This is a genomic window from Psychrobacter sp. Pi2-52 (assembly GCF_904846705.1).
Taxonomy (GTDB): domain Bacteria; phylum Pseudomonadota; class Gammaproteobacteria; order Pseudomonadales; family Moraxellaceae; genus Psychrobacter.
In genome coordinates this window covers 20,354-34,600 of the sequence record NZ_CAJHBS010000013.1, presented here as the reverse complement: position 1 = coordinate 34,600, position 14,247 = coordinate 20,354, and the positions used below count along the sequence as shown (strand labels likewise).

Here is a 14,247-nt window from a genome sequence, read left to right as displayed (position 1 = left end):
GTACTTATCATTATATTTATAGCAGATTAGAGATTTTCACAGCATTAAATATCGATTAAAAACAGTCGCAATATATCTTAGTGTCATTATTTAAAGTGGCCATATTAAGTGTCCCAAATACGTGGGCGACAGGGCTCAAGTTGCCACCAATATTCGCGTAAGACCTCTCTCAGCTGATAAAAAGCTTCAAAACAACCACGTACATCTGAGCCAATATAGCGGATATTAATCGCTTGGCAATTATGAGTGCAGTAGACAGGCAGTTGTGCTCGAGCAATAACTTGACGTAATGCTGCTACGGTGTTGTCTAGATAGCGGGTTAATGACTGCTTGATAGTCGCTTGGGCTGTTTCGGTCGATTGCGTGGTTTGTGACGCGGAGAGTGCAAGATTGTCATGGACATCGCTTAAGCTTGGTACTGCCCAAAACGATCCATAAATATGCTGGTTCGCTAGTCCTAAATTTGAGGTAAACCAGCGATTTTGTGCTGCCTGCGCCACTCGCTCAGCAACGATAACCTTACCATCTCGGTAGATGTTCAATCCAGTATGATAACGCCCTTGCAAAAACTGCTCGTCGTAAGCTTGCCGCCCAAATACGCTAATCTCCCATGTCAGTAGACTAGATGAATCCGTCAAATCGAAACGGCTCACTGCATGCATATTGGCTTCGTTATAAATGATACTCTCTTGCGGCAGCCATTCTAATCGGGTATGTGCTGCGAGGTTGGCCTGTACATGTTGGCTTGCATAGGCAGCTATTTCATTTTGATCCATACTTTGGTGAGTGTCGTTGTCGCTCAACGGAGCTTTATGTTTTTGACTAACACTGTCCTTACCGTACCACTTACCTGCCCCTGGTGTGGTGATAACAGCGTGGCTGCCACTATCTAAGTTTAGGTCTATGGTCAGCGTATCACCGCCTGCGATACCGGCTGGCGGGTACAACATCAGTATGTGACAAATACCCTGCTGTACGCTTGGCTCAGGATACAGAGCACGCTGTACCATCAAGGCACCCGTATGCTTACGATGATAAAGCCGCGTTTTTGAGTTATCAGCCGTACCCTCTTTGGCCGTACTTGTACTGCTAACAGTGTCAAAGCTTAATGCTAAAGAAGAGGCCCAACTCATTTTGTATACTCATTTACCAATTAAATATGTTTCAGTATTTTATGTGACAACTCTCATTTACTATCCGTTAAAAACTCTATTGCTAATCGTTAATTACAGTTCATTAACTACAGTAATGTCAGAATAACAGCGAAGAAATACAGCCTACACCATTTATCGTGCCTAGCGCACCACTATAAATAAAAGCGTCAATGTTTTTATTGATACAAGCACTGTGCCAACTCTTGATAGCAGATAATCAAATAGACAACCTTACCGACTCAAAACTTTGATTTGTCTGCGCTTTTTTCTATTTAACTTAAATGATAAAAATAACCGTATATTTCCAGCTATTTTCTAAACGTTTTTTGAGCCTCAGTCATTTATAAAATCAGCAGATATTTGCACCAAAACGGTACATTTTGTCCATAACGGTGCATTTTTTAGCGTTATTGTTAGCGCAATACTCTCTGAGGACATTAGATAAGCAAAAATACTAAACGCATAACTATTTGCAGGCTTAGTCAGTAAGATAGGTGGATTATAGGGCTATTAATCAGGTATTCTATGTTAAAAAGTCAGGTCAGACATGATTTACGCTATTTGTATCGATACAGATACTGTCGATACAGGTACTATCAATATCTGTATGACTTGATAATAGATAAGATAGTATTTATCTACTTTTAGACGTATTTTTAGTATAAGTTTCAATATAAGCAATGAGTCCTAGCAATATCGTAGGGTCAGTTTTTCACCTATTTTATGTACAAACCCATTTTATAGGCTTGAATAGTGAGCGCAGCCCCCTTATAAACAACCCATTAGTCAAAAACTACTAGACAATAAAATCATTCAATCCATTTTTATTTTATACATTTATCGATAGGACTTTTCTATGACAGATTATGATCGCATCACTGCCAACCCGCATTTTGATATGCTGATGAGTGCGCACAAAGAAGTACAGACCACACAAGCGGCTTTAGTACCTATGGTGGTTGAACAGTCCTCACGCGGTGAACGCTCGTTTGATATTTTTTCACGTCTATTACGTGAGCGCGTTATCTTTTTGACCGGTCAGGTCGAAGACAACATGGCTAACCTTATCGTTGCCCAGTTGCTATTCTTAGAAGCTGAAAACCCTGACAAAGATATCCATTTGTATATCAACTCACCAGGCGGCTCAGTAAGCGCTGGCTTGGCTATTTTCGATACCATGAACTTCATCAAACCTGAAGTATCTACTATCTGTATGGGCGGTGCTTACAGCATGGGTTCATTCCTATTGGCCGCTGGTCAAAAAGGCAAGCGCTACTCACTTGCTAATGCTCGTGTCATGATTCACCAGCCTTCAGGCGGCGCGCAGGGTCAAGCAACTGATATCGAAATTAACGCTCGTGAAATCCTTAAAACTCGTGCACGTCTAAATAGTATCTTAGCTGAGCGCACTGGTCAGCCAGTAGAGAAAATCGAAAAAGACGTTGAGCGTGATTATTGGTTAGATGCACAAGAAGCCAAAGAGTATGGTTTGGTTGACGAAGTATTAGAGCGTCGTCCTGAATCTTTGTAATCTAAGCATTAACGTGATGCCTCTTCATTGAGAGTGCAATCATAAGACCTTTTATAGTTTATTTGCCGTACAGTAAACCGTTATCAATGTCATACCTGACCATTAGAAGGTATGACCATTGAATGAATACGATAATCGATATACTACAAATAAACTAACCAGTTTTAAATTTTAGGAGCGCCTTTTATGGCAGAAGATAATACCCCGCAGTGTTCGTTTTGCGGTAAAGCCAAAAGCGATGTACAGCAATTGATTGCTGCTGACGATGCCAATATCTGCAATGAATGTATCGAGCTATGTACTGACTTAATCGCAGACAGCGCAGAGCACGGTGATGATGATAGCGAAGTAGACACTTCTTGGGTCAATAAAAAACTACCAACGCCAAAAGAGCTGCGTGCCAAGCTTGATGAATATGTCATCGGTCAGGACGCTGCCAAAAAAGCATTGGCTGTGGCCGTCTATAACCATTACAAACGTCTAAAAGTTAGCCAGACGCTAGCCAACGACAGCAAAAAAGCCAAGATCGGCGCTGACGATGCAATGGTAGAATTGGCTAAGAGTAATATCCTGCTAATCGGTCCAACTGGTTCTGGTAAGACGCTACTTGCGCAAACCTTAGCTCGTCTATTAGATGTGCCTTTTGCGATGGCTGATGCCACGACATTGACCGAAGCTGGTTATGTTGGTGAAGACGTTGAAAACATCGTACAAAAGCTCCTTCAAGCTTCTGACTATGATGTGGCCAAAGCTGAGCAAGGTATCATCTATATTGATGAAATCGACAAAATCAGTAAAAAAGGCGACAACCCATCTATCACTCGTGATGTATCAGGTGAAGGTGTACAGCAAGCGTTGCTAAAGCTAATCGAAGGTACTGTGGCTGCTATCCCGCCGCACGGTGGTCGTAAGCACCCGCAGCAAGAGCTGATCCAAGTTGATACCAGCAACATCCTAATCATCGTCGGTGGTGCATTTGCTGGACTTGATAAAGTCATTCAGCAACGTACCGAAAAAGGCGGTATTGGTTTTAACGCTGATGTCAGCTCAAAAGATGACAGCCGTCGCAGCTCAGACTTGCTACAAGAAGTCGAGCCAGAAGATTTGATCAAGTTTGGTCTGATTCCTGAGCTAATCGGTCGTCTGCCAGTACTTGCAGCGCTAAAAGAGCTTGATGAAGAAGCACTGGTACAAATCTTGACGGAACCTAAGAACGCACTGGTAAAACAGTACAAGTACTTGTTCGATATGGAAGGTGCTGAGATTAGCTTCACGCAAGAAGCACTTGATGCCATTGCCAAAAAAGCTATGGAGCGTAAAACTGGTGCACGTGGTCTACGTTCTATCGTAGAAAACGCTCTGCTTGAGACCATGTACGAGCTGCCCTCTATGGAAAATGCCAAGACCGTTATGGTTGATGCAGAAGTCATCAATGAAGGCAAAATTCCTAAAATTGCTTAATACATAGTGGGACTAAGATGACTCGTTATTAGTAATGAGTTATTCAAAAAAGCGTCTGGCCTTATAAGCCACGGCGCTTTTTTTATGTCTATGGATGGCTTAAATTATTTATCAAAAATTCGATTAACCTTTATATTCTAGTAGCACTTAACAGCATAGAGCTCTAGAAATAATTGACGCTCCTTATCACAAAATGACAGCAGCGTTTATCAATCGCAAGCAGACCTCATCACTAATCATGCTAATGTAGATAGTCTATTGCGACCTTTATTCTACTGCTATGTTCCAACGTCTATGGCACCTATGAATATCCACTCTTAATAATACAAAGGATTGTTTATTATGCTCAACCATGTGACTGCTATGGCGACTTCATTGCGCCAACATCTACCGTTTTCCTCTAACCGTACTTCATTGGATGACTCGGACGTTGCATCCTACTACCGAAACCATGTCGCTGCTATCACAGGCGCAGGTTCGGGTATGGGACGTGAGCTGGCCATTCATTTAGCAAAAATGGGCTGTCATGTTGCACTATCGGACATCAATCCTGAACAGCTAGCAGCGACCAAACAGTTACTTGCCAATTATGATGTCAACGTCACTATAACCGTACTCGATGTGTCAGACAATACAGCGGTGGAAGCATGGGCTGATAGCGTGATGGCAGAACATGGCAAAGTAAATTTCGTCTTTAACAATGCAGGTGTCGCACTCTACTCTACCGTCGAAGGCAGTAGTATTAGTGAGCTTGAATGGGTAATGAACATTAATTTTTGGGGCGTGGTTTACGGCACTAAGGCATTTTTACCGTTAATCAAAAACAGCGTTAAACAGAGCCAATTTGGCGAACATGGACATATTATTAATATCTCAAGTCTGTTTGGTTTGACCGCTCAGCCATCACAGTCAGCCTACAACTCTAGCAAATTTGCCGTACGCGGCTTTACAGAGAGTTTACGCCAAGAGCTAAATATCCAGAACTGCGGGGTATCAGCGACTTGTATCCATCCGGGCGGGATCAAAACCAATATCGCCAACAGCGCGCGCGGTAATGAGAGCATCCATGATATTGGGATGAGTACTGGGCCCAAAGCCATCAGAAGTTTTAATAAGTTTTTAAAGTTCGATGCCAATGAAGCGGCTTGGATTATCCTACAGGCAGCAGCGACTAATCAGCAGCGCTGCTTAATTGGTAACGATGCCAAGATGATTGATGCCATCCAACGTGTATTTCCATCACACTATAGTCAAGTGCTGAACGACTTCCATCAACTGTCCCGCAAACTAAAACCACGTCGTCATAAGAAGCTAAAGACCGTTAAATAGTATGCTGTAAACATTTCCTATTTCATGAGAAATTGATGAATTTATATATAAAAAGCCTAGCTATAGTCGTAGCTGGGCTTTTTTAAGCATTGTTATTGCTGATTAAGGATAAGACTAAGTTTTAAGATTGTTGATGATATTTTAGTTCAACCTTCCAAGCATTAAGGCAGCTTCATATCACCAGCGACCAACCAGCCCATACGGCGCATGATGTAAGCCACTAACCCTGCAATCACCGCAGGTAATATAAACATCAATAGAATAATCGCTGTCCATAGTTGACCGGTGCTCATGATTTCTTGTGATGCCTCAATAACCCCAAACACACCGACCAAACCAGCAGTACCCATACCCGCCCCTGTCGCGGTACAAGCTAATCCAAAACCAACGGTCGCGATAGGCCCAACGATAGCGCTAGCAATGACAGCAGGTAGCAGAACGATAGGTTTTCTGAGCACATTAGGGATTTGCAGCATACTGGTACCCAAGCCCTGAGAGATGACGCCACTAACGCCATTGTCTTTAAAACTGGCAACAGCAAAGCCAATCATGTGCGCAGCACAGCCAACTACTGCAGCCCCGCCAGCCAAACCACCGAGTCCAATAGCAATACAAATGGCCGCACTTGAAGTTGGCAATGTCAATAAAACACCAACTACGACGGCAATAATGATACCCATTAGAAGTGGCTGTAATTCAGTAGCGGCTTGAATACCCTTACCGATAGCAGCGACCCCTGCTACGATAGGCGGATTAAGCAAGGCGCAAACTAGAAGAGCAATACCGCATACAACCAAAGGCACTAATAAAATATCTAGCTTAGTCTTACCCGCGATCCAAGTGCCAGCGCGATAAGCAAACACAGAAGTCAGATAAGCACCGATTGGATTACCCGGCAGTGCTACAAAGGTTGCAGGCCCACCCACTTGCGGCGTAAAAAGCGTGCCTGCCATTAGTGCTTCAGAATGGGCACCAAGCATACCTGCTACAAGGCAGCTAAGCATCACTAGCGTTGGCGCTTTGAGATAGTAAGCGATACCTACGCCGATACCAGCACCCATTAATATCGAGGCAAGTTTCCCGACCGCGACCAATGCCGGCAAACCTAACCAACCACCGATTTGCGAGATAATCAGACCTGCGATCAACGTGACAAATAGCCCTAAAGCCATACCAGTAAAAGCATCGATAAAGTATTTTTGAAAGAACGCTTTAATGATGCTTGCTTGCGGTGTTACTGAGTTAGATACGGTCATAACCATACTCTTAATGGACGTTTAATAGGATAAAATAGCTAGAAAGCTTTTGATAAAATAAAGAGATAAAAAAAGCGTCATTACGACGCTTTTTTAATAAATACAATAACTGTAAACGACTGAACCTAGCGACGCTGTTCAACGATAATAGAGTCTATACCATTGTTTTGTAGGCGCTGCTGTGCTGTCGTTACTGCTTGACGGTTATTCAGTGGACGCGAGATGACTTGATAAATTGGCAAGCCATTGCCCGTCGTGTTTTTAACCACGCGAGCATCGACACCCGCCATCAGTACTTGCGCACGGCGACGATCCGCTTCATCTGCATCACTAAAGCTATTGATCTGCAAGATGTAGGTCGCCGCAGGTTTGGCAGCTTGGATGCTTGCCGTAGCTGCTGCATTGTTATTGCGGGTTGTAGCGTTGCTAGTAGCAGGCGGCGTACCATCATAGGTTGCATCTTCTTCAACGACAACGATATCCTCACTCGACCCAGCATTATTACTACCAGCAGGTTCGACAGTCGCATTTTCCGAACCACCGAAGCTGCCCGTTGCTGTACTGCCTGCATCGCTATCTGGTTGAGTCACGACGACGTCTGGTTCAAACACACCGATATCGCCTATTTGATCATTATCAATGTCAGCGATATCTTCGTCAGGGATGGTTGCCATCTCTTGATTTGGCAAGATATCGTAGAACTCATAATCGCCATTATCGGTATCAGTATCCACACGTGGTTGTACTTGGCGATCAGAATCGTTCTCAGCACTACCATCAGCGGGACTGAAATTGAATAATGGTGAGAGGTAGATAAATACCCCAATCATAAGGGTCAATATGGCCCCAACAAACATCCACAATAAGCCTGATACGCTACTTGATTTGCGCTTTTCTGTTGCGCCTTTAGGTTTTTTGGCTAGCATGGATCTCGTTCTCCCTACTGGATTTAACTATCATCATCGAATTAATGCTATCAGCTGTCTATACTCATGTCACATATTAGAAAAGCACTACATGCTAGACGGTGCAGACAAGCCAAGCAGACTAAGCCCATTCGCTAATACCTGTCTAACGGCTTTAGATAAACGTAAACGTGCTTGCATTAAGTCTAGCTCATCTTGACTTGGCGTTTCACCTGATGTCAGGCTCATAGGCAAGATACGATTGGTGTCATACCAACCATGGAACAATGCCGCTAGCTCTTTTAGGTAGTTGGTCAAGACATGTGGCTCGTAACCAGTCGCTGCACGAAGTAACGTCGCCGGATAGCCTGCTAACAGTTTAATCAGCTCGTCTTCGTTTGGTGCGCTTAGCAAATCTTGATGTGCCAAACCAACGGCATCATCTACGGTTAAATCGTAAGTTGCCAGTTTTTCTAGCACACGGCAAACGCGCGCATGAGCATACTGGATATAATAAACTTGATTGTCTTTGCTTTGTGATTTGGCAAGTTCTAAATCAAAATCAACATGCACTTCAGGCTTACGCGCTACATAGTAGAATCGTGCAGCATCGTTGCCGACTTCTGCACGTAGCTCACGCAAGGTCACAAACTGACCAGAACGCGAAGACATTTGTACCTTTTCACTACCGCGCCATAACGCGACAAACTGTACAAGTACCACATCAAGGCGTTCAGCATCAATACCAAGAGCCAATAGAGCGGCTTTTACGCGTGGGACATAACCATGGTGGTCTGCGCCCCAAACATTAATGACTTTATCAAAGCCGCGATCAAACTTGTTCTTATGATAAGCGATGTCAGAAGCGAAATACGTTGATTGACCATTAGCACGGCGTACAACACGGTCTTTTTCATCGCCGAAATCAGTCGACTTAAACCAGATGTTGCCATCTTTTTCATATAGGTAGCCTTTGTCATCTAGTATCTGTAGAACTGGCTCAATCTCGCTATCGATAGATCTTTCGCTAAACCAGCACTCGTAGCTCACGCCAAAGTCGTTTAAGTCGTCTTTGATATCCGCCAAAATACTGCTCAATGCTGCGTTTAAAAATAGCGCGTAGCTATCACCTAGCAGAGACTTACTATTGGCAATCAAACCATCGATGTGTGCTTCTTTATCGCCTGAGATGACGGTTTTTTCGCCATCAGCATTAATCTCAAACTTGGCATCTTCTGGCACATCTTTGGCAACGTCTGCAAAACTATGTACGTAGCTATCGCCATGCTGTGTTTTTAGCGTCTGTGCGATGTCACTGACATAGTCACCTTGATAGGCGTTAACTGGGAAAGTTATCTCTTCACCATTTAGCTGTAGATAGCGCAAATATGTACTGGTGGCTAAGATGTCCATTTGACGACCAGCGTCATTGACATAATATTCACGCGTGACGTCATAGCCGATCGCTTCTAGCAGGTTAGCGACACTCATGCCAAATGCAGCACCGCGACCGTGACCGACGTGCAGACTGGACGTTGGGTTAGCAGAAACGAATTCAACTTGGACTTTTTGACCATCGAACTGATTGCTCAAGCCAAAGCGATCTTGCAATGTAAAGATATCGTCCAATACAGAAAATTTAGCTTCCGAGTTTAAGAATACGTTGATAAACCCTGGTCCTGCGATTTCTACTTGGCGAATATCTTGATTGTCAGGCAATGCGCTGACGATTTTTTCAGCAAGTTGACGCGGGTTAGCCTTGGCCGCTTTCGCTGCCGTTAGCGCGATATTACTGGCAAAATCACCGTGACTTAAATCTTTTGTACGGGTGATTTGACTATTATTTTGCCAATCGCTTGGTAGCGTACCATCTGCTTGTAGGGTTTGAATTGCATCGTTAAATAGGGATGCAAGCGTATCAATTTGGGCTTGTGACATAGGAATTTGAACTCAATTAAATAAACAACAAAAACGGTGCGAATGCGAGCAATCGATAACTGCTTATTATAATAGCGACCGACATTGCAGGGATAGAATAATGTAAAAAGATAAGTAACCTGTAAATATAACAATCTTTGCGCTTTATTGCACCATTTGCGCCAAAATTAGCACTAAAATCTTACCGTTATCAGGATTTGGGCTGACTAATATCAATGATGCAAAACTGATAAATAACCCATAACGTGAATTGTAGCGTTACTGTTGCTCAATACTGGGCAGTCGTTTATACCTGACTGCTTCCACGTTATAATAATGGTTTGTACGGCTCTTCTAAAATATAGAAGACACGTTACTACTCTATTATAGGATTACGCCATGTTTGCTATTGCCGCCAGTACTGTCACCAGTTGGGGACTGTACGTCTTGTTGCCGATATTCATCGCTTTCTTGTTTTTTATTATGTGGGATATCTCTAAAACGTCTGAAGCTGGGCGCGCTGGTACTTTTTGGATATTCTTAGCACTAGGCGCAGGTTCTGTTGGTTTTATCCTTAAGATAGTCATGGAAGTCGCTTTCAAAAAATGGTTAATCTAATTAGCCATTTTTATCACTATTCTTTGATATCGCTTAAAACATGAGTAGCAAAACTAAAAACGTAATATACAGCCTATGACTGCTGCGCTTGATAAGGTGTCAGTCATTTGAATCAGGGCCTTTTAAATCAAGGCTTCTTAGATCAAAGTCTTCTAAATCAAAAAGCTACTGAGCCCTAGCATCATTTCTTATAACCTGACTCACATACGTTGGTAGGTCCCACGCTCCACCAGCAAAACCTCGGCACATGCCCGTACTAGACTCTTCACTCTTAGCAAATGTCTCACCATTCCATATCCATGCAGTACGGCTCCAGCAATCACCAATGCCTCGGTCTTTGTGAGTGGCGGAAATCTCACCATCAAAATAATCATTCCCTGCTGTCGTGATAAGTATAGGCTTGCTAGGTTTTGTATTATCAATGAGCCAATAGCCGTTACTGGAATTGTAAGCACCTAGCCAGCAAGTATGCGCGGCTAACGTATAGCTATCATCAACTGGTATAAATTCCCAACCAAGCATCGTAGAGCCATACTCTGACATTCGCTGATATGTTTCAGTTTTTGGGTTAATCAGCTCACAGTCGCCCATCTCGTCCTTGGACCCTATAAGCTGCTCATCGTTAATATCGACCCAGTTATCAATATTTTTCTGAAAATACGCCAGCTTTGATGGAGCAAGTGTTTTGTTGTCTTTTGCTGAATACGCAAATGCTTTTTGAATGATTGGTTTTGGTAGAGCTGCTTTAGGACGTTGACGATTTGGATTATTCTTACTGATCAATGCTATCGGCGTCCCTACCCGACCTTGCACATCGTCTAGTTTGAGCAATACTGCTGATACACCTTTATCGCTGATCTGCCAGTGGTTATCGCCCGCTCTAATTTCTATCTTGGTCGCGATACGAGCATGATCAAGCAGCGCCTGCGTCTGCTTGGCTGACAAGTCGTATAGTAGACTGTCTTCTTTATTGGGCTGTATCACACCATAGTTTTTGTTATTCAGCCAAAGCTCAGCACGCTTCAGCTCACCTATCGGCACTTCTGAGACAAACTGAATTTGCGCTTTTGGTAGAGCTACTTTTGGCAATGCTGTGAACAATATTGAAGCAGGCTCATCTATTAATGCTTCACTGGCGTAACCAGCAGCTCGACAAGTCCGCGTATTATCACAAACCACCTGCCAGTCATCTTGTACAAAGCCCCAGCCTTCCGATACAGTTCCATAACCTGCCATAGCAGGTAGCGATAGCAAGCTGATGGTAGCTACAATAAAAGTCTTCAATGTCTTCATAATGCTTTCCTTATGTTAGCTACCACCATCAATGCTATTTTTTGGCAATCAAAGTCGCACGCATGGGAGCAGGATATCCTTCGACGGTCTTAGTAAAATCATTAGGATCTAAAAAATCTGCTAACGAATGATAGGTCATCCATTCGGTTTGTCGTTGTTCCTTAGTCGAGGTTACTGCTACATCGGCGCAGCGCACGTCTGAAAATCCTGCTTTCTCTAACCAGCCAATTAATGCCGCCACCGATGGTAAGAAATAGACGTTATTCATCTGCGCATAGCGATCGTGCGGTACCAGTACAGTATTAGCATCACCTTCAATGACCAGCGTCTCAAGTACCAGCTCACCACCTTTGACTAACTGTCCTTTAAGCTGTTGTAAATGCTCAAACGGTGATTGACGATGATAAAGTACGCCCATGCTAAATACGGTATCAAACAGCTGACTGTGCTCAGGTAAGGCTTCAAGCGGTACAGGAATATAATGCGTACGGTAACGGCCTGTATCACTAGCATCTGCGGCACCAACGAAATGACGAATCGCCATAAACTGATGATAAAACAAACATGACGGATCAATAATAATAACCGTATCTGCGCCAGCCCCTGCCATGCGCCAGCCGTGATAACCAGAGCCACCGCCCACATCCAATACGCGGCGACCGTCCAATCTACTTAAATGCGGCGCAACACGTTTCCATTTCCAATCACTGTGCCACTCGGTATCAATCTTAATACCTGACTCATCCTCGCCGATTTGACCGCCAATCTGAAATGGGCCTTTACGCCATGGCATCAACTGCTTTAATAGTGCCGTCGTTTGTTTGCGCTGAGACTCATTTAGATCTGCCTCAATCGTCAATGTATCGCTGTTTAGATCGACATGATTGACAGTTAAGCTTGGCAAACGAGCGACTGACGCTTGGTAGGCAGGCGCGTGCGCATAGTTGGCTTTGTCTTTTATGTCACCTAGCCATGTTGGTAATTGCTTGAGCCATTCATAAGCGCTCGGCTGCTGCTGTGCCAGCTCCAGTAGGGTTAGATACAATTCGCGTTCGGCGTTGATGATAGTGTCGTTGAGCATAAAAGCAGGTTACCGTATTGATTAAGAAATAACTGTGTTAAAAGTAAGTATTATTTAAACGCCACAATAGAGACAAAATTCAAAAACTGAAACCACGTCAGATGACGCGCAAAACCAACCTGATTTAACCGTGCATGATGCTCATCTAACGTGTCAGTAATGAGGACATTTTCTAACGCATTACGCTTGCCGCTGATTTCCATTTCGGTATAGCCATTGGCACGTTTAAAGTCGTAATAACGCTCTACCAACCACGCATCATACTGCTCATCAAACGCATGGGTTTTTTCAGTCAGTACCAATATACCGCCTTCGCTCAATGCCGCATAAATTTTCTCTAATACCGCGACTCTATCAGCAGCTGGCAAAAATTGTAACGTCAAGTTCAAAATCACCATATCGCACGGCTCAAGCTCAATATCGCGGATATCTGCTGTGATTACTTCGATGTCATGCTCAGGATAATTCTCACTCAGTAGCGTGGTCGCCTCTGTCGTCATCGCAGGCGAGATATCAATTGCTTTAATCTGTAAGTCTTGTGAGTCGAACTCACCCGCTAGCGTCATACTGGCTGCACCCAGTGAACAGCCCAAGTCATAAACACGACTAACGCGTTGACCGCTATCGCTCTGCTGACGATACTTGCAATGACGACGGGCGAATATAGGCAGCATCGCCAGTACCTGTCCATAACCGGGTACACTGCGGCGAATCATATCTGGGAAACAAGCCACCACTTGCTCATCAAATGAAAAGCGTGCGGCCTTATCCAGTGGCGTAGTAAACGGTTTATCAAATAGGGTGTCATGTTTGATAGCAGGCTGGGATTGGCTCATGGGACGACTCGTTTTTAGAATAGAACTGAAATTAAGAATTACTTGGTGTTTTGCTTGGTAGTTTCGCTTGTCATTGTCAGTTGAAAACTAAGCAACGTAGCAAAAGCCCATTATAACATTACTGTTTGTTACTTATCGCCTTTGGCTTGCCTGCTAAGCTGAATAAATAGTGTTAAAGGTAATGAGGCGTTTGAAAGAAGCATTGAAAAACGAGAGTATCACTACCAAATATAGCGCTTGACCCATATTTATAATAATAGGAAAAAATTATGCAAACGATCGTATTAGGTGGCGGCTGCTTCTGGTGCACCGAGTCTGTATTTTTATCGGTAAAAGGTGTGCAATCTGTCGTCTCAGGCTACATGGGCGGCGATGCTGTCTCTGCTAATTATGAAGCGGTCTGTAGCGGTACGACTGGCCATGTCGAAGTCATCAAAGTCGAATTTGATGAGGCTATTGTCCCGTTAGAAGTAATACTCGATGTCTTCTTTGCCACGCACGATCCCACCACGATGGATCGTCAAGGCAATGACGTCGGTAGTCAGTATCGCAGCGTGGTCTTTTACACCGAAGACAGTCAAAAACCGACTGTTGACCGTACTATTAACAAATTACGTGATATGGGTGTCAATGTGGTGACGGAAGTACATCCTGCCGTTGAGTTCTATCAAGCAGAAGACTCACATCAAGATTTCTTCAACAGAAATCCAGGACAGGCTTATTGCAACTTTGCCATTCCACCAAAGCTTGCCAAACTGCGTAAAGAATTTAGCAAATATATGGTTAGTTAAATGAGGGTTCGCTAAGTTGAATAAAACGTTATTTATTCGAAAAGTTTCTTAGCCCAATGTTAGATATCAGCCAAA

The 14,247-nt window shown here is 43.6% G+C and carries 12 protein-coding genes; 5 read left to right on the top strand and 7 right to left on the bottom strand.

Translation table 11 applies throughout. The features are described from left to right. Positions 1-104: 104 nt before the first annotated feature. The gene (locus tag JMY00_RS08365) at positions 105-1,133 is read right to left on the bottom strand and encodes an urease accessory protein UreD (protein ID WP_201579827.1); all 1,029 of its coding nucleotides are present in this window, start codon (positions 1,131-1,133) and stop codon (positions 105-107) included. A 925-nt stretch (positions 1,134-2,058) separates the two neighbouring features. Between JMY00_RS08365 and clpP the strand changes: the two genes are divergently transcribed. The 3 genes from clpP to JMY00_RS08350 all read left to right on the top strand — a co-directional run bounded on the left by clpP (position 2,059) and on the right by JMY00_RS08350 (position 5,475). After that, positions 2,059-2,685 (top strand): ATP-dependent Clp endopeptidase proteolytic subunit ClpP, encoded by a 627-nt coding sequence (gene clpP, locus JMY00_RS08360; protein WP_197411852.1) that lies wholly within the window; start codon positions 2,059-2,061, stop codon positions 2,683-2,685. Between the two features lie 186 nt (positions 2,686-2,871). Further along, the gene (clpX, locus tag JMY00_RS08355) at positions 2,872-4,146 is read left to right on the top strand and encodes an ATP-dependent protease ATP-binding subunit ClpX (RefSeq protein ID WP_201579826.1); all 1,275 of its coding nucleotides are present in this window, start codon (positions 2,872-2,874) and stop codon (positions 4,144-4,146) included. 342 nt (positions 4,147-4,488) lie between these two features. Further along, positions 4,489-5,475: an SDR family NAD(P)-dependent oxidoreductase gene (locus JMY00_RS08350; RefSeq protein ID WP_277350416.1), complete on the top strand. Its 987-nt coding sequence runs from the start codon at positions 4,489-4,491 to the stop codon at positions 5,473-5,475. A gap of 161 nt (positions 5,476-5,636) precedes the next feature. Here the strand turns inward: JMY00_RS08350 and JMY00_RS08345 are convergent, their stop codons facing one another. The 3 genes from JMY00_RS08345 to argS all read right to left on the bottom strand — a co-directional run bounded on the left by JMY00_RS08345 (position 5,637) and on the right by argS (position 9,574). After that, positions 5,637-6,731, bottom strand: a complete 1,095-nt coding sequence (locus tag JMY00_RS08345) for a PTS sugar transporter subunit IIC (protein WP_240990704.1) — start codon at positions 6,729-6,731, stop codon at positions 5,637-5,639. A gap of 125 nt (positions 6,732-6,856) precedes the next feature. Continuing rightward, positions 6,857-7,657 (bottom strand): SPOR domain-containing protein, encoded by an 801-nt coding sequence (locus tag JMY00_RS08340; protein ID WP_201579824.1) that lies wholly within the window; start codon positions 7,655-7,657, stop codon positions 6,857-6,859. Positions 7,658-7,744: 87 nt separating this feature from the next. After that, positions 7,745-9,574, bottom strand: a complete 1,830-nt coding sequence (argS, locus tag JMY00_RS08335) for an arginine--tRNA ligase (RefSeq protein WP_201579823.1) — start codon at positions 9,572-9,574, stop codon at positions 7,745-7,747. A 378-nt stretch (positions 9,575-9,952) separates the two neighbouring features. Here argS and JMY00_RS08330 point away from each other — a divergent pair, with 378 nt between their 5' ends. Beyond that, positions 9,953-10,171, top strand: a complete 219-nt coding sequence (locus tag JMY00_RS08330) for a DUF2788 domain-containing protein (RefSeq protein ID WP_101205310.1) — start codon at positions 9,953-9,955, stop codon at positions 10,169-10,171. Positions 10,172-10,336: 165 nt separating this feature from the next. On the opposite strand, the gene JMY00_RS08325 is transcribed toward JMY00_RS08330, so the two are convergent. From JMY00_RS08325 to cmoA, 3 genes are read right to left on the bottom strand one after another with little or no spacing between them, the layout of a single operon-like run. Continuing rightward, entirely contained in the window at positions 10,337-11,464 is a 1,128-nt protein-coding gene (locus tag JMY00_RS08325) for a DUF1176 domain-containing protein (RefSeq protein WP_201579822.1), read from the bottom strand. A 34-nt stretch (positions 11,465-11,498) separates the two neighbouring features. Continuing rightward, positions 11,499-12,545 (bottom strand): tRNA 5-methoxyuridine(34)/uridine 5-oxyacetic acid(34) synthase CmoB, encoded by a 1,047-nt coding sequence (cmoB, locus tag JMY00_RS08320; RefSeq protein ID WP_201579821.1) that lies wholly within the window; start codon positions 12,543-12,545, stop codon positions 11,499-11,501. A 50-nt stretch (positions 12,546-12,595) separates the two neighbouring features. Continuing rightward, positions 12,596-13,381 (bottom strand): carboxy-S-adenosyl-L-methionine synthase CmoA, encoded by a 786-nt coding sequence (gene cmoA, locus JMY00_RS08315; protein ID WP_201579820.1) that lies wholly within the window; start codon positions 13,379-13,381, stop codon positions 12,596-12,598. A gap of 269 nt (positions 13,382-13,650) precedes the next feature. On the opposite strand from cmoA, the gene msrA reads away from it, so the two are divergent. After that, positions 13,651-14,172, top strand: coding sequence for a peptide-methionine (S)-S-oxide reductase MsrA (gene msrA, locus JMY00_RS08310; protein WP_201579819.1), 522 nt, complete (start codon positions 13,651-13,653; stop codon positions 14,170-14,172). The last annotated feature ends 75 nt before the right edge of the window (positions 14,173-14,247 follow it).

Excerpts from the sequence above, each read along its gene's own strand:
- JMY00_RS08365 (WP_201579827.1), bottom strand. The coding sequence starts at position 1,133 with ATGAGTTGGGCCTCTTCTTTAGCATTAAGCTTTGACACTGTTAGCAGT.
- clpP (WP_197411852.1), top strand. The coding sequence starts at position 2,059 with ATGAGTGCGCACAAAGAAGTACAGACCACACAAGCGGCTTTAGTACCT.
- clpX (WP_201579826.1), top strand. The coding sequence starts at position 2,872 with ATGGCAGAAGATAATACCCCGCAGTGTTCGTTTTGCGGTAAAGCCAAA.
- JMY00_RS08350 (WP_277350416.1), top strand. The coding sequence starts at position 4,489 with ATGCTCAACCATGTGACTGCTATGGCGACTTCATTGCGCCAACATCTA.
- JMY00_RS08345 (WP_240990704.1), bottom strand. The coding sequence starts at position 6,731 with ATGACCGTATCTAACTCAGTAACACCGCAAGCAAGCATCATTAAAGCG.
- JMY00_RS08340 (WP_201579824.1), bottom strand. The coding sequence starts at position 7,657 with ATGCTAGCCAAAAAACCTAAAGGCGCAACAGAAAAGCGCAAATCAAGT.
- argS (WP_201579823.1), bottom strand. The coding sequence starts at position 9,574 with ATGTCACAAGCCCAAATTGATACGCTTGCATCCCTATTTAACGATGCA.
- JMY00_RS08330 (WP_101205310.1), top strand. The coding sequence starts at position 9,953 with ATGTTTGCTATTGCCGCCAGTACTGTCACCAGTTGGGGACTGTACGTC.
- JMY00_RS08325 (WP_201579822.1), bottom strand. The coding sequence starts at position 11,464 with ATGAAGACATTGAAGACTTTTATTGTAGCTACCATCAGCTTGCTATCG.
- cmoB (WP_201579821.1), bottom strand. The coding sequence starts at position 12,545 with ATGCTCAACGACACTATCATCAACGCCGAACGCGAATTGTATCTAACC.
- cmoA (WP_201579820.1), bottom strand. The coding sequence starts at position 13,381 with ATGAGCCAATCCCAGCCTGCTATCAAACATGACACCCTATTTGATAAA.
- msrA (WP_201579819.1), top strand. The coding sequence starts at position 13,651 with ATGCAAACGATCGTATTAGGTGGCGGCTGCTTCTGGTGCACCGAGTCT.